Here is an 18,155-nt window from a genome sequence, read left to right as displayed (position 1 = left end):
ATTCTCTACTTTAGTCAGCTCTGTGCCAAAAAAGGTGATGAAGTGAGCCATCAGGCGGATTTTGTTTGGAACACGACCGTCTCGGGTCACCGTCTCATGGAGGATGCGGTCGAGCAAATGTCTCGTATATATAGCCAAATTCAACAGTTACAAGTAAAAGATTATGAGAAACAAGCGGATGAAGTAGCGCAGCTCGTAACATTGATCCGTCAAATTTCGGAACAGACGAACTTACTTGCACTCAATGCTGCGATTGAGGCAGCACGAGCTGGGTGACCAAGGAAGAGGATTCGCAGTCGTCGCTGCCGAGATAAGGACTCTTTCGGATGACGTTTCTAAGTCTGTGAGCGAGATCTCAGAAATCGCAACGAACGTTAAACGCAATTCACTAGAACTGGACGCCGTATTCACAGAAAGCAGAAAGTCAACTGAAGATGGGAAACGAACGCTCGAACTGACCAAGACATCTTTTGAAGAGATGGAAACGAGTGTTGAAAAAATGAGGACGTTAAGTCATTCGATGCAAACAAGATTCGACCGTGTGAAGTCTAACCAGCAAGTCATTCAGAAAGCACTTTCGGATATCACATCAATTTCTGAGGAGAGCACTGCAGGAAATGAGGAGGTCGCCGCGTCTGCTGAACGGTTGTCTGTAACGAGCGAGACGATGAATCATTTCGTAAAAGAGTTAGCTGAGACCGCAGAGAATTTGAAGGGAAGAAGTCGAAATTTCAGCCTGTAATCGTCGAATCTTACAACAGTCGAACAGATTACATCCTTAATTTTGTCACGAACAACTCTGACCTATATTTGCAGGTGGTTGTGATTTTTCTATATCAGCTGCCTTTTGTTGAACTAAAAGGAAAAAATACCATTCAACCACCTTGACATTTTTTTCCTCATGCTATACATTAAGCTAGAACTAAATAGCATCACTAGGGGTGTTCATTGAACTGAGACGAGTTAAAACTCGAACCCTTCGAACCTGAACTAGATAGTACTAGCGTAGGGAAGTGTGAACATGACTGCATCCGCAAATGGATTCATTTCCTTTTTGCCATGTATCTTTTGCTTGTACACAACTTCTCTCACGCGAGAAGTTGTGTTTTTTTATAGACAAACAATCATCTAGACAAAAAGGAGATCACAATGATGAGTAAAGTTGTACTTGTAACAGGTAGTAGCAGAGGATTAGGCGCCACAATCGCCAGAGTATTGGTAGAGAAAGGATTCAAAGTGGTCATCAACTACTATAAAAGTAGAAGAGCCGCAAATGAGTTGGTTCAAATGTTAGGGGAAGAACATGCAATAGCTATCTATGGTGATGTGACGAGACGAGAAGATGTCGATTTATTAATTAAGAAAGCAACGGAACACTATGGTCACGTAGATGTGGTTGTAAACAACGCGTTAGTAGATTTTAAGTTTGACCCGATGGCACAGAAGGCATTCGAACACCTCTCTTGGGACGACTATCAGAAGCAACTGGACGGAACAATCAAGGCAGCGTTCAATGTTTCCCAGAGTGTACTCCCTCAATTCATTGAAAGATCTGAGGGGAGTATCATCAACATCGGGACAAACCTATTCCAAAACCCTGTAGTGCCTTACCATGAATACACGACGGCGAAAGCGGGATTGATCGGATTTACGCGCAATCTTGCCTCGGAGCTTGGAAAGTTTGGGATAAGGGCCAATGTAGTATCTGGAGGGTTGTTAAAGATGACTGATGCGAGTTCAGTGACAAGTCCCGAAGTCTTCGATTTGATTGCCCGGACTACGCCCCTGAGGCAGGTCACGACTCCCGAAGAGGTTGCTCAACTTGTCTCGTATCTGTCATCTGAAGAAGCATCAGGTATCACTGGCCAGAACTTGGTAGTGGACGGTGGATTGACCATGAACTAAAGAATAATTCTATAAAGGATACCGAAAGTCTAAGAATTCTCATAGAAACGGAGGACCTTATTTGACACCTGCTAAACAATTAAATTTAGGAGTGCTAATCTATGGATGTGGACATCACCAAGCCGCTTGGATGATGCCTGAATCTTCGATAGAGTTGATCGGCAACGTCACATATTATCAAGAACTGGCCAGGATTGCAGAGTCTGGATTTTTGGATGCGGTTTTCTTTGCAGACAATCAATCATTTCCTGCAACCACCTCGACCGAAATACCGGCATTTTGGTTTGATCCGATGATAAATTTAACGGCTATCTCACAAGTCACGAACCGAATCGGTTTGGTTTCCACCATTTCAAGCACTTTCTCTAATCCATTTACGGCATCGAGACAGGTATTAAGCCTGGACCATATCTCGAAAGGACGTGTAGGGTGGAATTTAGTGACGTCGATGTCCGACTGGGAGGCTGAGAATCATGGAATGGATCATCTTCCTTCTAGGGAGAGGCGCTATCAAAAAGCTGATGAGTTTGCGGAAGTGATGGATAAATTGTTTCTCTCGTGGAATCGAGGCGATTTCTCCCCGAATCGATCGGCCAACCATCTCATCAATGAACAGAATATTGAACCGATAGATCATGTCGGGACGTACTTTAAAGTCAAAGGTCCCTCCACTACACCAAGTAGCCCGCAAGGAAAGCCTGTTGCCATGCAAGCGGGGGCCTCGGATCAAGGGATTGAACTGGCTGCAAAATATGCAGATGCAGTGTATTCAGTTTCTTGGAACTTGAAGCAGGCGATGGAATATCGGAATCGTTTAGAACAACACCTCGTAAAACAGAACAAACCTATTCGCCACGTCAAGATATTTCCGGGCCTTGTTACATATATCGGACGAACAAAAGAAGAAGCCTATTCAAAAAAGCTTGAGTTAGATAAAAGGCTACCTCTAGAGAACGCGATCAAGCAACTGAGTTACTTTATAGGTGAAGATTGCTCGAAGTGGGAACTTGATGAGAGGGTACCTTCGTTACCGCCAATCGATTCATTTACCGGTCCTGTCGGTCGTTATAAAACCATGTTGGAAATCGTACATGACAAAGAACCGACACTCAGAGAACTCCTAGGTTATATCAGTGCTGGGGGAGGACACCTCACTCTAATCGGGACACCCGAAGAGATTGTAGACGAGATGGAGCGATGGTTCAATCTGGGGGTTGCAGATGGGTTTAACCTCATGCCACCGACTCTGCCATCAGGGCTAAAAGATTTCGTGGAATTGATAATCCCTGAGCTGCAAAAAAGAGGGATTTTCCGAAAGGGTTACGAGGGGGCTACTTTACGTGAACACCTTGATCTGGTACCTCCGGGTTCGCGTGATCGATCTCCTCAACGGGGTAACTACGAGGAAGAGTGACTTGTGGACTATGCCGTATCAATCTTCCTCTGGAGCGATGAGGCGAAGCACTAACGAGGCGACCTCATTATCAGGTTCGAGAGTTTGAATTCTCTTGGCTATTTGAACGGCATCCCGATCACTGACGATTTTTTCAGGAACGGTGTTCAAGAACAGCAGGTTTTCTAAACTCCTTACATCGATGGAGTGATTCAAATCTAAGGACTTTTTAGCATGCATCAATGAAGAGGCATAGGCGCCCTCGATGTGGCATAGAGGGTGAGTGAGAACCTGAAAAGCCAAATCATGTAGCTCGGGAGATTCGTCTTCATGAAGCAGATGCACCAGAACCACATAGTTGGTCAAACTCTCATTTGAAAATGCTATCGACAAAAGCTCGTGACTGAATACCTCATATCCAACTTCATCGTATAGTTTTTTCACTTCACCGACCTGCATGGATAGGATTAATTCCTCCAGTCGACTGTCCATCCCATAACCTCCTTCCATTTCAATATTGTGTGACGTAGCATTAGGATTGGCTCTTCCTCCTCTCAGAGAAGAGCCAATATAAATCGTTGAGTCAAGAGACAAGAGTTCTCTGATACAAACGATTCGTCATGAGTAAATGATTTCTTGACGCATCGTTTGTGGGGTCAATCCATCGAGATGAAAAGAACCTCATGTTCGTCCAATCCTTGCGAATCTGGACCCAGCTGTTCTTCAATCTCCTTAACAGAAAGATTAGCATAATAGGACCACTTTTCTTGGCCGTCCAAAAACCTCAGACCCTCATAGAGGGAGTCGAACTTGAGGAATTCTCGTCTTGTTTCAAACTCTTTGGCGTCTCGCCATTCGTATATGGTCAGCCAACGTTGAACGAAATCGAACAACCTGAATGTACCTTCGCTTAAATCAGATTCGGACTTGTCATGAGTCATGACTGGTTCTTCACCGTCTGAGTATTTGACATAGTAAATGACTTCACCGGACATCTCTACGTCCTCTAAAAAGGTTAGTAGCTCTATTTCATTGTCATGAAGTAACTCTATCAAAGAGATTTCCTGTTTAGAATCCCTAGCTCGATACTTGACGACTAGGGTTTTAATGTTGTAAATATTCAGATTCATTGCCTCTTATACTGTAAAATCGATGAGAAGTGACCGAGTTTTATATACCTTGAACAGTTCGAGAGGGACTAGATGCACACAACTCTTCCCCTGATTACTCGTCCGGCACCGTTGTTTGGTCCATCATGTGAGGACGTTTGAATCTCCAAATTGACTACGTAAGTTCACATTCATTCTTCACCTTTCTCTTGATTTATTTCGTGCTCGAATGTCATATCAGATTGATTTCTGGTTGAGTGTATTTATTGATCAGTCGCCCTTCTTTTTATTTTTAAACGCAAAAGGAATCGAAATCATGAATGCGCCGATCATGCACAAAATCGAGTAGAATGCCAGTTGGCTTCCTTCGCTTCCTATCTCATCCACCAAGATTCCCGTATTGAATAACAAGACGAGGGACCCGATCAAAACGATAAAACAATTAAATAAAATCCAATACGAGCTGGGGATTTTCGAACCTAAAAAGGCCAGGTATACGAGGTTACTTAAACTGAGAAACAGAAAGACGTAAATCAAAAAATTCAAAGAATCTAGAACATCCAACATACAGAATCATCCTCCCATAAAGATAAAAACTTAGGAATACAAGGTATTCTTATACAATTAAGATAACCATAACCTCATTCATGAGGGCAATCCTGCTATAGATGTATTCAGTTTTTACAATAGAAACTATAATATTCTATATTAATCCTTTTATGTTTTGGTGTTGAATCTAAAAATCACGGTAACCAACTGAGTTTAATACAAACTCATTATCACTGAGTTTGAAGGACTGACTCGAGAAATAAGGATTTTGAGAAAGAAAGTTCAATGATGTTTCTAGGTTTTAGAACAGGTGTCAAGGAAAGTGTGGTGTAAAGAGTGTATTGGAATGAGCTGATAGGGTATGCGGTTCCTCTATGTGTGATGATGGTTGTATGGTTACGTTACAAGGATTTTGATATATACTTCATGTTTTCTTGGGTATTTAGTTTTATCAACGTGATATATGCATATATGATTTATTTTCATGATGTCGTTAACAGCTTGATTCACGCGGGAGGACTTTATCCATTGGATTGGATGATTGCTCTTTATACGATAATCATAATCTGTGGGATAATTTATGGATGTACTGCCAGTGTCTTGATCGGCCTATCTTATTTAGTTTATCGATTGCGTAATGGGCGATTTCCTAAGCGAGATGTGTGATCAAGGTCCACATGCGTCGCTTGTATAGGAGCGTATATGACATCTTATGAACGAGAGGGATAAAAGTAAAATGAACAAGAAGGATATCGAACTTCAAAGGTCATTAGAATTTTTAGCGAATGGGTGGGAGGTTAGCAAGTTAGACATCGATTACTTGCATGAGACGATTTCACTCATCGTCGAGAGCGTACGGCAACAACAGATAGTAAGAACACACATCACATTCAAAGAGGTACTCTCCTTCTATGTATATCAGGAGGAGGTTGCTTACTCTGAGACCCTAGATGCGACATATAGACTTAACGACCGAGGAAAAGACGACAACGTTATAGTCAGCGAGATTGGCTTTCACAGGAACGGGTTCGGACAGGTCAAAATTGAATGCATAGACCCTGAACAGACGGCAATTGATGCAATCACTTCAAAAACGAATATGTATTTGCAAGTCAATAATAAGGACCACTTTTTTATCGAGTGTAATGCTATCGAAATCAATGATGATGTCTTCGAGGGGTTGATTCAATCGAGTGAGAGTTTAAAAATCACTCTCGACTAATTTGGGAGGATATGATTCTAGAAACGATTCTCAGTTTTAAAGGCAATGGATGTGTGGTCACAGTTCTGAATTGAAGTATATATGTCTGATTCTTAACTTTTATCGGAGGGTGGTCGGGTGTAGGGTTGTTAGCCTACGGTTTAATAGGGCTAGTGGTGAGCACATTTATTGTAACGGGTGTTTGGGTACTTTTGAAACACAGAAAAGCTAATTTGTAATCGGAAGTAACGCTCTCCGTGGTTTGCCTAAGAAATGAGACTCGGTATAGATTCCGTTTCGTACTCGAGGAAAAATGTTACCTATTCCAGATTTCAAAAGTCAGCTCTTTTTAAGTCAGAATTATGGTTGATCTGATTGATGGGCAGTTTTTTCAAAGAACTACCTAGAGTTAACTCATATTAAGGTGGAGGCTTTATCACTAAAAAGTAAAATATCAAGTGAGATGACTGATACAAAATCAAGTGAAAACAAAAATAAAAAGAGGTAATGAGATGAGCGTAAGAATTACATTGGATAATAAGCTAGGGTTGGGATACCTATATCTCTTCCCTGAAAACTATAGGTACAAGATACATGAAACGAAAGAACTGGACTCGAATCCTTTTCTCGAGTTAGATTGTGATGAGTTAGGACGAGTTGTAGGAATTGAATTATTAGATTTTGAAACACTCAGCTTGAGTCAGGTAGTGAGTAAAAACATTCGCTATGAGAAAAAATCAAATTGTGTTTCTCTACGTTTAAATAATGTCCCCATTGAGAGTACAACAGCATTTGCAGGAGTCAAGTTCCATTTTTCTGAGGCGAATTACACCGGCTTTATAGGGTTTGATATCATTGATTTAGATAAATACCCTATTCAGGATCTATAAAATAATTGTTAGCTTTACAAGGCGGAATATGAGGTGTTATCAAATACTTAAGCACGACTATTTCATGCTGTCAGTGAGAACAGTATAGTTTTGGGGTTTTAACGGCACTATGTCTTTCAGTTAGCTCATAAACAGCAAAGTTAAGTAATTTTTATTTTGATGTTCGACCTCATCTTTGAACCTTTCAAATGTGACTAATGCTACGTGGGATACATATGAATAATCACAAAAAAGACGCTCCGATGCAATCGAGAGTGCCTGATTGTGAGCAATTGTTAGAAGTGAGTGTGAGTCCAACATTTTCCGAGACTTTAATCTAAATCGACAATCGAGGAAGTCTGATTGACTCCCTCAATTGTCGTAATAGCGATTGTAATGCGATGCATATTTTTCCTTTAAGTTTTGGATTTTAATATCATCCCAAGAAATGATATCAACCACGTCGGTACTCAAATACATTAGGAAGTCTTCGTTGTAAAAAGCGATATAAGCCAGTGTGTTCCCTTTGTAAACTTGAGTACAATAGTTCATGACCTCTGTAAAATTAAGATTTCTAATGAGGGTGTAAACAGCACCATCTTCAGAAATGTCATCTACCACGGTGTGTTCTTTCCAGTTTCGAATCGTTAGATATCTGCCAAGTTTAGATTTTGATGAACAACGGACATTGTTCATGATGTATTCAGAAACAAATATGAGATGAAGTGGTTGAGAACCTTCAAAAATGGATTTTAGAATGTCCTTTAAAAAAAAAGATTTAACTCGTCCATACTAAATCTGATTCGGTGTGTTGAATCGACTTGAAAGTGTGGTGTTTCTTTAGTGACATCAAAAACAATATTAAATTTATCAATCTCAAACATGAATTAGTCTCCTATTCTATTTAGTTGAGCATCATATGTGCCCGAACGTTTTTTATACTGTTGATCCGAATTTCATTTAGCTTGCCCTCATTCTCAGTTTTACAGCTAACATCACTACTAGCAATATAAGTAGTGAAAAAGCTAATGTTGCAATAATCATCTACTTCATGATTTGTTCCTCCTTGAATTGTATCAGTCCATTCCCATATCTGTCATAAGTGATAAAAATTCGAGGGGATTTACTTTTTAGTTCGTAATTGGGTTTTTAGAATTGATGGATTGATTGATGATAAATAGCCTGGTTTTTGTCCAACGTAATCTTGTTTCCCATGTAAGTCCTGATTTTCTTCAATCAATACCAGGACTTGTGTGAATTAGACTGAGATATTGCTTGTAAAGGTAGGTTGATTATATAGCTAACAACTAAATCAACAAATGAAGGAGATGTTGATTTGACGACTTCCGGAGCATTTAAAAGGGTTGATACAAAGAATTTACACTCCGTGAGTAGGGATATCCTTTGTGAGGCGAGAGGGATTGTCTGATTGATTTTATCGTCTACTTTAATATCGAGATGATTCGGCATAATCGACATATGTGTTTTGAATAGAAATCGTGAGAAATCTTACTTTATAATTAGATGAATTATAAAATTAAGTGCAACACCAAAAGTGAACACAAAAAAGCCCATTACGCTTTCCTCGTGTAGAATGAAGTCACCATAACACACATTCAGACGGAGGAAATCGCATGAGCTACACCCATCTTACCACAACGGAACGCGTGAAAATAGAGACGAATCTGGAGCTCGGGATGTCCATCCGGTCCATCGCGAGACGGCTCGGGCGACAGCCCTCGACGTGCTGCGCCAGAAGGGGAAACGTCAAAAGCCGACCGAGACGCGCGGGCGCATCAACGTCGGACTCCCCATCTCGCAACGACCGCCGGAGGTCAGAAATCGCCGGACGTTCGGCCATTGGGAGCTCGACACTGTCTTCTCTGGAGGGAAGTCGAAGGCGTGCGTCGCGACGTTCATCGAGCGGAAGAGCCGGTTCTATCTCGCCCTGCCGATCGCGGACCGCACCGCAGCCTCGATGGAGGGGGCGATCCATGCGGTGCACGGCGTCTTCCCGGACGGCACGTTCGAGACGGCGACGACGGACCGTGGCAAGGAATTCAGTGGTCACGAGCGCATCCAGGCGTCACTCGGCGTGCCGATGTATTTCGCCGACCCGTATTCATCGTGGCAACGGGGGAACAACGAGAACGCCAACGGGCTCCTCCGCGAGTTCTTCCCGAAAGGAACGGACTTCGCGACGGTCACACATGACGAACTCGCGGATGCGCTCGCCAAGATCAACGGGCGACCGAGAAAATGCCTGAACTGGAAAACCGCACACGAGGCCTTCACCGAGGAAGTGTTGCGCTTAATTTGACAAACCGTCGCTTATTAAAAGACGCGAATTCTAAAAATTCGCGTCTGATACACCTTATACGGTTTCAGTCCAGTTTTCCTCGATGAACTCGTCACGTCCCGAGATGGCCCGGTCTTCCTTGTAATGCTTCGGATTCTTCTTATGATAATCCTGGTGGTAGTCTTCTGCTGCGAAGAACGTCGTCGCCGGAATGATTTTCGTGACGATCGGAGCCGTGAAGCGACCACTTGCCGCCAACACATCGCGACTCGCCTCAGCCGCGATTCGTTGTTCTTCGGTGTGATAGAAGATGGCTGGGGCATACTGAGGTCCCCGGTCTTGGAATTGACCACCATCGTCCGTCGGGTCTGTCTGAATCCAATACAGCTCAAGAAGACGTTCATACGAGAATAATGCTGGATCATATGTGATTTGAACGACCTCGAGGTGCCCCGTCGTCCCGGTTTTCACTTGTTCATATGTCGGATTGTCGACCTGTCCGCCCATATAGCCGGACACGATACCTTCAATTCCTGGTAATTCTTCAAATGGTGTCACCATGCACCAAAAACAACCGCCTGCGAATGTTGCTTTTTCCATACTGTTGTTCCCTCCAAATCGTCATTCAACAAAAAAGCGCTCACGTCGGATGACATGAGCGCTTTCGTCATATCGTCCAAGGTTTCCCTTGCTGGTCGTAGCACCTTGCCTAAGGCAGGTTGCTGTGAAGTCGCGGAGCCAGATCTCTCGTTCACTCTTGATATCGATATGTAGTTGGTGAGAGCATCATACCACCCTCAAAATACATTCGTCAATGATTCGGTTTTCGTTTCAACTGAAAAACCGTCAAGACGATGATGAATCCGATTAACCCGATAGAAATGAGCGTACCATACGGCACATTCTCCCCGTATAGCTGTAAGAAAAATAGACCGAATACGGCAAGCAACACAAAGACATAGGAGCGTGTCATTGGGACCTCCTGTTTTTTCTTAAGTGTATCAAGAACACATCGACTTGGCGATACGAAAAGGAAATCAGACGTAGAGCACGAATAAAGGGGGAGAGGTAAAGGAGGAATGTAGGATGGAACAAATCCAATTACATGAACTGACGATTGAAGTTGCGCATCGTGGGTATAAAGAAGGACAATTCACGGCGAGAGACGTGACCGCCTACTATTTAGGACGGATTGCGACGTATAATGAACGACTTCACGCCGTCATTCAAGTCAATCCGGACGCGCTGTTCGAGGCAGAGGCAGCAGACCGGGCCTACCGAAAAGGGGTACGCAAACCGCTACTCGGCATTCCCGTCTTAATCAAAGACAATATCGAGACGAACGGTCTGATGCGAACGACTGCAGGTGCTGCCGCGATGCGACATCATTTCGCCGCTCGAGATGCCGAGCTCGTCAAACGGTTGCGGGCTGACGGGGCCATCATCCTTGGCAAAGCGAACCTGTCCGAGTGGGCGAACTTTTTAACAGAAAATATGCCGAACGGCTGGAGTGCCGTCGGTGGACAGACGATGAACCCATACGGCGACGGGTTGGATGTCGGTGGATCAAGCTCAGGGTCGGCTTCGGCGGTCGCGGCAAACCTCACGCTTCTCGCAGTCGGGTCTGAGACGAGCGGTTCAATCGTCCATCCGAGTGTCCATAACAGCATCGTCGGGATCAAACCGACCGTCGGATTGATCAGTCGCTCCGGAATCATCCCGATTTCACGTTCTCAAGATACGGCGGGACCGATGGCGCGTACGCTTCGTGATGCGGTCATCGCCTTACAATCGATGTGCGGTGAGGATGAATCGGATCCCGCGACTCTCGAGACACCGGTCGGTCCCCCATACGTGACATGTCTCGATGTGAGGCAGGCGGTTGGGATGCGCGTCGGGTTCGTCAAACCGGACATTTCTGAAGAAGAAGTCGGATTGTACGAAGGCGCGCTCCGATTGCTACGGCAAGCCGAGGTCGAACTCGTCGAGGTCACGCTGCCGAAGCATGCGACGCTAGAACAGGCGGACATCCTGTTCGACGAATTCAAGCTCGGGGTCGAGGCGTATCTTGCCATCACGACCGTGCCGTTTAAAACGCTTTCCGATTTGATCGAGTGGAACTCGGAACATCCTGAATCGATTCCGCACGGTCAGACCATCTTTGAAGAAGCGAACGTCAAATCTGGAAAACTGACTGAAGCGAACTATCTCAACCGTCGCATCGAGGACGTCCGTCTCGCAAAAACGGAAGGGATTGACACATTGCTTGCGTCACATAAACTGGACGCACTCGTGCTGCCACATGACATGAACTATGACATGGCTGCAAAAGCAGGTCATCCGACGATTACAATCCCGTATCATTTGAAAAAGAGCGGTGCCCCATTCGGTCTCTCGTTCACGGGGACGAGCTATGCGGAGCGTGATTTAATCCGAGTCGCTTATACGTTCGAACAGTTCGTCACACGACCGACGCCTCCAGATTATTCGTAAGTTGCACCCGTCTCTCACGTCCGCTACAATGGTACGTATGCGGATTAGAGAAAGGACAGATTACAATGAAATCATCTATATACGGGTTGACGTTCGATCAACTCACAAACGAGTGTACGGAAGCGGGATACGGTGCCTTCCACGCACGTCAAGTTTGGGACTCGCTCTACATCGACCGGGTCAAATCGATGGACGACCTCAACGTACGCGATGAGGTGCGCGATTACTTAAGAGAAAAATATGTCATCTCGACACAAGAACTGTTCGTCAAACAAGAAGCGGGCGACGGGACAGTCAAATTTTTACTTAAATTACACGACGGGCACTACATCGAGACGGTGCTCATGCGTCACAAATACGGACGTTCGGTCTGTGTGACGACTCAAGTCGGTTGTAACATCGGCTGTAGCTTCTGTGCGAGCGGCTTGTTGAAAAAGACGCGTGACTTGACGGCGGGTGAGGTCGTCGAGCAGATCATGACCGTCCAACACTTCCTCGATGAAGAGGGTGAAGGGGACCGCGTCAGCCATATCGTCGTCATGGGAATCGGTGAACCGTTCGATAACTTCGACAATTTGGTCGACTTCTTGCGTGTCGTCAAAGATGAGCGTGGACTTGCGATCGCTCCGCGTAAAATCAACGTGTCGACGAGTGGTCTCGCGGATAAGATCTACAAGTTCGCAGACCTCGACTTACGCATCAACTTGGCGCTCTCTCTACATGCGCCAAACGATGAATTACGTACTCGCATCATGAAAATCAACCGGGCGTTCCCGCTTGATAAACTCATGCCGTCGATTCGCTATTACGTCGAGAAGACGAATAAACGAATCACATTCGAATATATTCTGCTCTCGAAAGTGAACGATTTGCCGGAACATGCGGAAGAACTCGCCGACTTGATTGAAGACATCAAAGACAAGTCATACGTCAACTTGATTCCATATAACCCGGTCAACGAGCACATCCAATATGAGCGAAGCACGCCTGAGGACATCATGGCATTCTATGACATCTTGAAAAAGCGTGGCGTCAACACTGGTGTCCGTCTCGAGCACGGGACAGACATCGATGCGGCATGTGGACAACTCCGCAGTAAGCATATGAACGTCGAAGGCGCGAAGTAAAAAAATGGCCACTCCGGGAGATTGAACTGAACCCTGAATGATAGACACTTGATAAAAAGTGCTCATTCAGGGTTTTTGACGTTTCCCTTTTTGGTCGAGCACGGTCGTGGCAAGTCGATTCGTTTCGAATAGATCTAACGATAGATGGTGGAGAAGATAATTTGTTCCGGCGACCAGGTCGCTCGCAGCTTCCCGATGATTGCCCGGCGCGTCTTGTCGTCGAGCTTCGTCGTTGTGTCACAATTGGCCTTCGACTTCTCGTAGCGGCCCCGTCTTGAGATGGACCAGATGGACATTCCGAGCTTCAGATAGGTCTCTACTTCACACGTTTTATTGTGGTAAGGTGGTGTGGCTCATGAGATTTCCTATGTCTGAATATTTGTGTGGTAATTTCATTCGACACAAGGAAAGCGTCAAGGTTTTTGTGTTCACTTTTGGCCGTTGCACTTAATTTTATAATTCATCATAAGTAAAACTTAACCCCACCACATGGCAACGACAAAGAATGACCAACTAACAACAAACGGTGCCGAAATAAATCCAATCATGATAAATCCCTGATACTGTATATAGTTAGAGTCTTTTATCTTAAAAACTATACGAAACATCAAGAACATGATGAAACTTAACAAATATAATATCCATCCTAAGATGCTCAACCCTGTTAGATAGTAAATCGGATAGATATCAACAACGTGATCACTTAAAAAGTAGGCGATCCCTTGACCGAAAACACACAATATTGTTGCTGTTAAAAGGCTGATAACCAATAAAAAGTAAGGATTCTTCATTCACTTTCCTCCTTTATTTTTCTTCTTGTTTTTTACCTGATACAGTATAAAATCTAGAGTTAAACCGTAAAACAATCCGATTATCACTCGAAGAAGATAGCCTCCCCACAAAATTTCGTCAGCTGATTCATCAAATATAAAACTTCGAAATGTTTCACTGTAAACCATATGATATAGGATTGGATCTAATCCGAAGAAAAAGAATAATAGGCCTTTATCATCCTGGTCGGTAAAATTCAAATAACAAACAAATATAGAGACTAACACAAACCAAAAACTAAATGTTTTAATAATTTTCAAGGAAATACCCCCTTCTCTTTTCAGCTTGCACTATTGATAAGTGTAATTTTACACCATAGTTGTAATTTTACCAATACCAAATATTGTGAAAATCCTAATGAATATTCACCAACAATTTTCCATAATGATGATCTAATTTATCTCAATGGCACTTTCATTAAAACAATCAATAATTTATGAAGAATAAGTGTTTTTCTTTGTTTTGTGTTTAAGAAAGATAGCATTCATTCCTATTAAATTTTTAAAAAGTCGAAAAAAACATTAAAAGTACTAAGTACAAACGAACCAATAAAAAAAGTACTAAGTACAAACGAACCAATAAAAAAAGTACTAAGTACAAACGAACCAATAAATTTATAAAATGAAAAACTCTTGTAACTAGATAATTTTCAAAAGTTATTATGAACGGATTAGAGCGCCGGATATTCGCCATTGTCGTTTGCCCAAGGTAATAGATCTATATGCGGAAACACATTACATCTATATGATTGCGAAGGATACGTGATAAATGACTAGCCTTCTTTGCTTTGTGACACTCCTATACAGAATTGTTTCCAGCAACGAACACAAACAGCGGAATATAAAAGAGATGACCCCGGAGCAATACCGGAGCCATCTGATTGCCGTATAGAATTCGAGTTACTCAGTCCATAAAACTGGGCTCGTTTAAACGAAAAGGCCGTTCGTTTACCGTTTTTGCCCGACATATTGAATCACAGCAGATTCGCCGTGATGAAGCGTGCCTTCTTCTCGCCAGACGACCGTCTCATGTAAGACGAGCGGTACGAAATCGTCCTCTAGTTGGTGGAACATCTCTTCGGTGTAAAGAAGTGAGGCGTCGTTTGGTCCACCTGTCCCGTAAGCGAGTTGATGTGTAGAGTAGACTTCACTCAGGAACAAACCACCAGGTCGAAGCGTTTGTTGGATACCCGTAAACACCTTTTCTCTGACGTGTGGAGGAAAGTGGCCAAAGATACAGATGACCATGTCATACGCCTTGTTTGGCCAATCGGCTTCATTCAAGTCGATCTGTTTCGTCTGAATGGACACGTTTCGTGACGTCGCTAAGCGTTTCGCTTTGTCGATCCCTGGTATAGAAACGTCCCATATCTCGACTTCAAAGCCGAGCGTGGCGAGCCACACCGCGTTTCGACCTTCGCCCTCCGCGATGGCCAATACACGTTTTCTTTCAGGTTGATGAGACGTGACCCATTCGCGTAAAAATTCGTTTGGCTCTGTCCCATACACATACTCTTCCGAACTAAATCGTTCATCCCATTTCGACAAGCCATTCACTCCCTCGCTACGTTTCTTTCACTATAGCAAAACGAACGGACGACGGTGAAAATCCAACACGATTTTCTGGATTCATGCATAGTCCCAATGCGAGAGGGGAATAGATTTCTGAACTAATGGATAGAGTGGAGGCTAAGTGATGGAGAAAGTAGATGCGTCGTTGTGGATTCGTGTACGAAATACGCTTGGTGAAGGTCCGTGTTGGGATGCCGAGCTGAAGCGGTTTTATTGGGTAGATATCGAAGGCCATACATTGTGGTGGTATGACGAACGTGAGGATGAAATCTCGTCGTTTGAAGTCGGGAAACAAGTCGGATTCGTCATTCCGAAAGTGACGGATGGCGTTGTCCTTGGTTTGAAGGACGGCATTTATGAGTGGGATGAGATCAATCGGGACTTGAAGAAGATTGTCGAGTTGGATGATCCGGACGGTCAATTGCGGTTCAATGACGGAAAAGCCGATCCATACGGTCGAATCTTCGCCGGAACACTTCATCTCGAAGACAAAGAGAATCAAGCGACATTGTATCGTGTCGATCGGGATGGTACGACGACGACACTCATGGATGAGCTCACACTTTCGAACGGGTTGACGTGGTGTCCTGACCATTCCGTTTTTTATCATATCGATACACCGACTGAAACGATTCGCCAATATGATTTCGATTTGAAGGCGGGTACGTTATCAAATGGAAAGGTCGTCATCGATTTTGCGGACGAGGATGGCTTCCCGGATGGTATGACATCAGATACGGAAGGATGTTTATGGATTGCGCATTACGCCGGAGGTAAAGTATCTCGCTGGAATCCATCAACCGGTGAAAAGCTGTTAGAAGTTCACGTTCCTGCACCGAATGTCACATCCTGCGCCTTCATCGGGGATGGGCTCAATCGATTGGCCATCACGACGGCTCGTGAGGGGATGGATGAGGAAGCGTTAGCCGAATATCCGGATGCTGGATCGGTATTTATCATCGATACAGAGGTGAAAGGGATGCCGCTTTATCGCTTTGGGCGTTGAGGAGGACATGCAATGGTGAAACGACTGTTAGTTCGAGCGGGTATTGGGTTGGCAGTTGCGGCAGCGGTCAAGATGGGGATTCAAAAGTTGCAAGAAAATCGAGCGCGGGAAGAAGATCATTCTTATCTCGACCCAAAATGGGACGAGGTGCCGAGTGTCGATTCTGACAAGGACGAGGATGAGGTCGGGTTGACGCAACTCGACTCCATCTATCGGGCGGAGTGGCAAGCGAACGCCTATCCACGCTCGGAAGCAGAACGAAAAGCGTTGGAAGAATAAGAGCATGTTTTTCAAAACACGTCCGTATGGCGTGTTTTTTGTTGACAAATCGAATCAGTCATTTCAATATATAAAAAGTAATGATTACGATTTAATGGAGGTTCATCAATATGAAACGAATTCCAATTACAGTACTCTCGGGTTATCTTGGTAGCGGAAAGACGACACTGCTCAACCACATCTTACATAACCGGGAAGATAAAAAATATGCGGTCATCGTGAACGATATGAGCGAGTTGAACATCGATGAGAAATTGATTGAACAGGGTGGTTTCTCCCGTACCGATGAAAAATTAGTCGAACTCTCGAACGGGTGCATCTGTTGTACCCTACGTGAGGATTTGCTGACAGCGGTCTATGAGTTGGCAAAGGATCGCGACCTCGATGGCATCATCATCGAGTCTTCTGGTATCTCTGAACCGATTCCCGTTGCGCAGACATTCACGTATGCCGATGATGCGCTCGGAATCGATTTGACGAGCCGTGTCTATATCGATGCGATGGTCACTGTCGTCGATGCGTACCGTTTCTTCAAAGATTTCAATTCTGGTGAATCGCTCATGGAGCGTCAACAAGCCGTCGATACAGGAGATGGCCGTGAAGTCGTCGACCTACTCGTCGATCAAGTCGAATTTGCGGATATCAACGTGTTGAATAAGGCAGACCGGGTGTCTGAAGCGGAACTGCAGGAGATGAAGGGGCTACTTAAGACACTCAACCCGAGCGCCCGATTATTGACTTCAACGTACTCCGACGTAGCGTTAGACGATCTACTCGACGTCCAGTTGTTCGATTTCGATCAGGCGATGCGTGCGGCGGGATGGATTCAAGAACTTGAGGCAGAAGAACATACGCCGGAAACGGAAGAGTATGGCATCAGCTCGTTCGTCTACCGTCGTCGTCGACCGTTCCACCCTGAGCGTTTGATGAATTGGATGGAGCATTACCCTGAAGAAATCGTCCGCGCCAAAGGCTTCTTGTGGATCGCGTCACGGAACGACCTTGCCTGTCTTTGCTCCCAGGCCGGATACGCATCGACGCTCGAACATGCCGGTCGTTGGTTAGCGACCCTTCCGGAGAGTGAACGAGAGGCCATGTTCTCCTCAGAACCTGAACTGCGCGAGGACTACATCGAGCCGTACGGAGACCGACAGAACGAATTGGTCCTTATCGGTCAACGGATGGACCGGGAGGCGGTCGAGCAATCACTTGACGCCTGCTTGTTGACGGATGAGGAGATGGTAGCGGAGTGGGATTCGTTCCATGACCCACTTCCTGGTACTGGCCAACTCGTCACCTATTCAGATTGACCGTTTACAAACTGACGAAACATCGCTATACTGTGACTGCATAAGTAACCGCATATCAATGACTGCACTAGGGGTGCTTCGGCTGAGATGTGAGCATGGCTCCGATCCCTTATAACTCGATCCAGGTAATACTGGCGTGAGGAAGTGCGGCACTTTCTCTATGCAAGTTTGTATAGATTTTGTTGCTGCATTCTCATGAATGCGGCTTTTTTT

The 18,155-nt window shown here is 44.6% G+C and carries 18 protein-coding genes, 2 pseudogenes and 3 riboswitches; of the genes and pseudogenes, 13 read left to right on the top strand and 7 right to left on the bottom strand.

Annotation, left to right across the window (positions count from 1 at the left end):
* Positions 1–42: 42 nt before the first annotated feature.
* The 4 genes from OKS35_RS04450 to OKS35_RS04435 all read left to right on the top strand — a co-directional run bounded on the left by OKS35_RS04450 (position 43) and on the right by OKS35_RS04435 (position 3,319).
* A complete protein-coding gene (locus OKS35_RS04450; protein WP_264092572.1) occupies positions 43–276 on the top strand; it encodes a methyl-accepting chemotaxis protein in 234 nt (77 codons plus the stop codon).
* Positions 245–742 carry a methyl-accepting chemotaxis protein gene (locus OKS35_RS04445; RefSeq protein WP_264092571.1) on the top strand — a complete coding sequence of 166 codons (498 nt, stop codon included), beginning with the start codon at positions 245–247 and terminating at the stop codon, positions 740–742. The genes OKS35_RS04450 and OKS35_RS04445 overlap by 32 nt, the downstream gene beginning before the upstream one ends.
* A gap of 185 nt (positions 743–927) precedes the next feature.
* A riboswitch (TPP riboswitch) is annotated at positions 928–1,029 on the top strand.
* Between the two features lie 123 nt (positions 1,030–1,152).
* The gene (locus tag OKS35_RS04440; protein WP_264092570.1) at positions 1,153–1,905 is read left to right on the top strand and encodes a 3-oxoacyl-ACP reductase; all 753 of its coding nucleotides are present in this window, start codon (positions 1,153–1,155) and stop codon (positions 1,903–1,905) included.
* 61 nt (positions 1,906–1,966) lie between these two features.
* Entirely contained in the window at positions 1,967–3,319 is a 1,353-nt protein-coding gene (locus OKS35_RS04435; RefSeq protein WP_264092569.1) for an LLM class flavin-dependent oxidoreductase, read from the top strand.
* 18 nt (positions 3,320–3,337) lie between these two features.
* Here OKS35_RS04435 and OKS35_RS04430 read toward each other — a convergent pair whose 3' ends face one another.
* Both OKS35_RS04430 and OKS35_RS04425 read right to left on the bottom strand, forming a co-directional pair.
* The gene (locus OKS35_RS04430; protein WP_251131748.1) at positions 3,338–3,790 is read right to left on the bottom strand and encodes a hypothetical protein; all 453 of its coding nucleotides are present in this window, start codon (positions 3,788–3,790) and stop codon (positions 3,338–3,340) included.
* A 164-nt stretch (positions 3,791–3,954) separates the two neighbouring features.
* Positions 3,955–4,293, bottom strand: coding sequence for a hypothetical protein (locus tag OKS35_RS04425; protein WP_264092568.1), 339 nt, complete (start codon positions 4,291–4,293; stop codon positions 3,955–3,957).
* Between the two features lie 1,399 nt (positions 4,294–5,692).
* Here OKS35_RS04425 and OKS35_RS04420 point away from each other — a divergent pair.
* The 4 genes and pseudogenes from OKS35_RS04420 to OKS35_RS04410 form a co-directional block, all read left to right on the top strand.
* Entirely contained in the window at positions 5,693–6,178 is a 486-nt protein-coding gene (locus tag OKS35_RS04420) for a hypothetical protein (RefSeq protein ID WP_264092567.1), read from the top strand.
* A gap of 491 nt (positions 6,179–6,669) precedes the next feature.
* On the top strand, positions 6,670–7,047 hold the full coding sequence (locus tag OKS35_RS04415; protein WP_264092566.1) for a hypothetical protein: 378 nt from the start codon (positions 6,670–6,672) through the stop codon (positions 7,045–7,047).
* Between the two features lie 1,613 nt (positions 7,048–8,660).
* Positions 8,661–8,720 (top strand): annotated as a pseudogene (locus OKS35_RS15385) (hypothetical protein); the annotation flags it as partial.
* A gap of 44 nt (positions 8,721–8,764) precedes the next feature.
* A pseudogene (locus OKS35_RS04410) lies at positions 8,765–9,346 on the top strand (IS30 family transposase); the annotation flags it as partial.
* 54 nt (positions 9,347–9,400) lie between these two features.
* Here the strand turns inward: OKS35_RS04410 and msrA are convergent.
* Together msrA and OKS35_RS04400 are read right to left on the bottom strand one after the other, a co-directional pair.
* On the bottom strand, positions 9,401–9,925 hold the full coding sequence (gene msrA, locus OKS35_RS04405; RefSeq protein ID WP_078146976.1) for a peptide-methionine (S)-S-oxide reductase MsrA: 525 nt from the start codon (positions 9,923–9,925) through the stop codon (positions 9,401–9,403).
* A 67-nt stretch (positions 9,926–9,992) separates the two neighbouring features.
* Positions 9,993–10,092: riboswitch (SAM riboswitch) on the bottom strand.
* A gap of 44 nt (positions 10,093–10,136) precedes the next feature.
* Positions 10,137–10,298 (bottom strand): hypothetical protein, encoded by a 162-nt coding sequence (locus tag OKS35_RS04400; protein ID WP_168169845.1) that lies wholly within the window; start codon positions 10,296–10,298, stop codon positions 10,137–10,139.
* Positions 10,299–10,411: 113 nt separating this feature from the next.
* Between OKS35_RS04400 and OKS35_RS04395 the strand changes: the two genes are divergently transcribed.
* Both OKS35_RS04395 and rlmN read left to right on the top strand, forming a co-directional pair.
* Positions 10,412–11,818 (top strand): amidase family protein, encoded by a 1,407-nt coding sequence (locus OKS35_RS04395; protein ID WP_264092565.1) that lies wholly within the window; start codon positions 10,412–10,414, stop codon positions 11,816–11,818.
* 65 nt (positions 11,819–11,883) lie between these two features.
* The gene (gene rlmN / locus OKS35_RS04390; protein ID WP_196430776.1) at positions 11,884–12,945 is read left to right on the top strand and encodes a 23S rRNA (adenine(2503)-C(2))-methyltransferase RlmN; all 1,062 of its coding nucleotides are present in this window, start codon (positions 11,884–11,886) and stop codon (positions 12,943–12,945) included.
* 476 nt (positions 12,946–13,421) lie between these two features.
* Here rlmN and OKS35_RS04385 read toward each other — a convergent pair whose 3' ends face one another.
* The 3 genes from OKS35_RS04385 to OKS35_RS04375 all read right to left on the bottom strand — a co-directional run bounded on the left by OKS35_RS04385 (position 13,422) and on the right by OKS35_RS04375 (position 15,332).
* A complete protein-coding gene (locus OKS35_RS04385; RefSeq protein WP_264092564.1) occupies positions 13,422–13,736 on the bottom strand; it encodes a hypothetical protein in 315 nt (104 codons plus the stop codon).
* Positions 13,737–14,036 (bottom strand): hypothetical protein, encoded by a 300-nt coding sequence (locus OKS35_RS04380; RefSeq protein WP_214781231.1) that lies wholly within the window; start codon positions 14,034–14,036, stop codon positions 13,737–13,739.
* 687 nt (positions 14,037–14,723) lie between these two features.
* Positions 14,724–15,332: a class I SAM-dependent methyltransferase gene (locus OKS35_RS04375; protein WP_264092563.1), complete on the bottom strand. Its 609-nt coding sequence runs from the start codon at positions 15,330–15,332 to the stop codon at positions 14,724–14,726.
* Between the two features lie 139 nt (positions 15,333–15,471).
* On the opposite strand from OKS35_RS04375, the gene OKS35_RS04370 reads away from it, so the two are divergent.
* The 3 genes from OKS35_RS04370 to OKS35_RS04360 all read left to right on the top strand — a co-directional run bounded on the left by OKS35_RS04370 (position 15,472) and on the right by OKS35_RS04360 (position 17,942).
* Positions 15,472–16,353, top strand: a complete 882-nt coding sequence (locus OKS35_RS04370) for an SMP-30/gluconolactonase/LRE family protein (RefSeq protein WP_264092562.1) — start codon at positions 15,472–15,474, stop codon at positions 16,351–16,353.
* 12 nt (positions 16,354–16,365) lie between these two features.
* A complete protein-coding gene (locus OKS35_RS04365) occupies positions 16,366–16,632 on the top strand; it encodes a hypothetical protein (protein WP_012726390.1) in 267 nt (88 codons plus the stop codon).
* Positions 16,633–16,742: 110 nt separating this feature from the next.
* Positions 16,743–17,942, top strand: a complete 1,200-nt coding sequence (locus tag OKS35_RS04360) for a GTP-binding protein (protein WP_264092560.1) — start codon at positions 16,743–16,745, stop codon at positions 17,940–17,942.
* A 59-nt stretch (positions 17,943–18,001) separates the two neighbouring features.
* A riboswitch (TPP riboswitch) is annotated at positions 18,002–18,102 on the top strand.
* The last annotated feature ends 53 nt before the right edge of the window (positions 18,103–18,155 follow it).

The sequence above is a fragment of the Exiguobacterium sp. N5 genome, from assembly GCF_025842465.1.
GTDB classification, from domain to species: Bacteria; Bacillota; Bacilli; order Exiguobacteriales; family Exiguobacteriaceae; genus Exiguobacterium; species Exiguobacterium profundum.
This window is presented reverse-complemented; position numbering and strand designations above follow the sequence as displayed.

Bases quoted from the DNA above. Each gene is read 5' to 3' on its own strand.
- OKS35_RS04445 (WP_264092571.1), top strand. From the start codon at position 245: ATGCTGCGATTGAGGCAGCACGAGCTGGGTGACCAAGGAAGAGGATTC.
- OKS35_RS04440 (WP_264092570.1), top strand. From the start codon at position 1,153: ATGAGTAAAGTTGTACTTGTAACAGGTAGTAGCAGAGGATTAGGCGCC.
- OKS35_RS04430 (WP_251131748.1), bottom strand. From the start codon at position 3,790: ATGGACAGTCGACTGGAGGAATTAATCCTATCCATGCAGGTCGGTGAA.
- OKS35_RS04425 (WP_264092568.1), bottom strand. From the start codon at position 4,293: ATGTCCGGTGAAGTCATTTACTATGTCAAATACTCAGACGGTGAAGAA.
- OKS35_RS04420 (WP_264092567.1), top strand. From the start codon at position 5,693: ATGAACAAGAAGGATATCGAACTTCAAAGGTCATTAGAATTTTTAGCG.
- OKS35_RS04415 (WP_264092566.1), top strand. From the start codon at position 6,670: ATGAGCGTAAGAATTACATTGGATAATAAGCTAGGGTTGGGATACCTA.
- msrA (WP_078146976.1), bottom strand. From the start codon at position 9,925: ATGGAAAAAGCAACATTCGCAGGCGGTTGTTTTTGGTGCATGGTGACA.
- OKS35_RS04400 (WP_168169845.1), bottom strand. From the start codon at position 10,298: ATGACACGCTCCTATGTCTTTGTGTTGCTTGCCGTATTCGGTCTATTT.
- OKS35_RS04395 (WP_264092565.1), top strand. From the start codon at position 10,412: ATGGAACAAATCCAATTACATGAACTGACGATTGAAGTTGCGCATCGT.
- rlmN (WP_196430776.1), top strand. From the start codon at position 11,884: ATGAAATCATCTATATACGGGTTGACGTTCGATCAACTCACAAACGAG.
- OKS35_RS04385 (WP_264092564.1), bottom strand. From the start codon at position 13,736: ATGAAGAATCCTTACTTTTTATTGGTTATCAGCCTTTTAACAGCAACA.
- OKS35_RS04370 (WP_264092562.1), top strand. From the start codon at position 15,472: ATGGAGAAAGTAGATGCGTCGTTGTGGATTCGTGTACGAAATACGCTT.
- OKS35_RS04365 (WP_012726390.1), top strand. From the start codon at position 16,366: ATGGTGAAACGACTGTTAGTTCGAGCGGGTATTGGGTTGGCAGTTGCG.
- OKS35_RS04360 (WP_264092560.1), top strand. From the start codon at position 16,743: ATGAAACGAATTCCAATTACAGTACTCTCGGGTTATCTTGGTAGCGGA.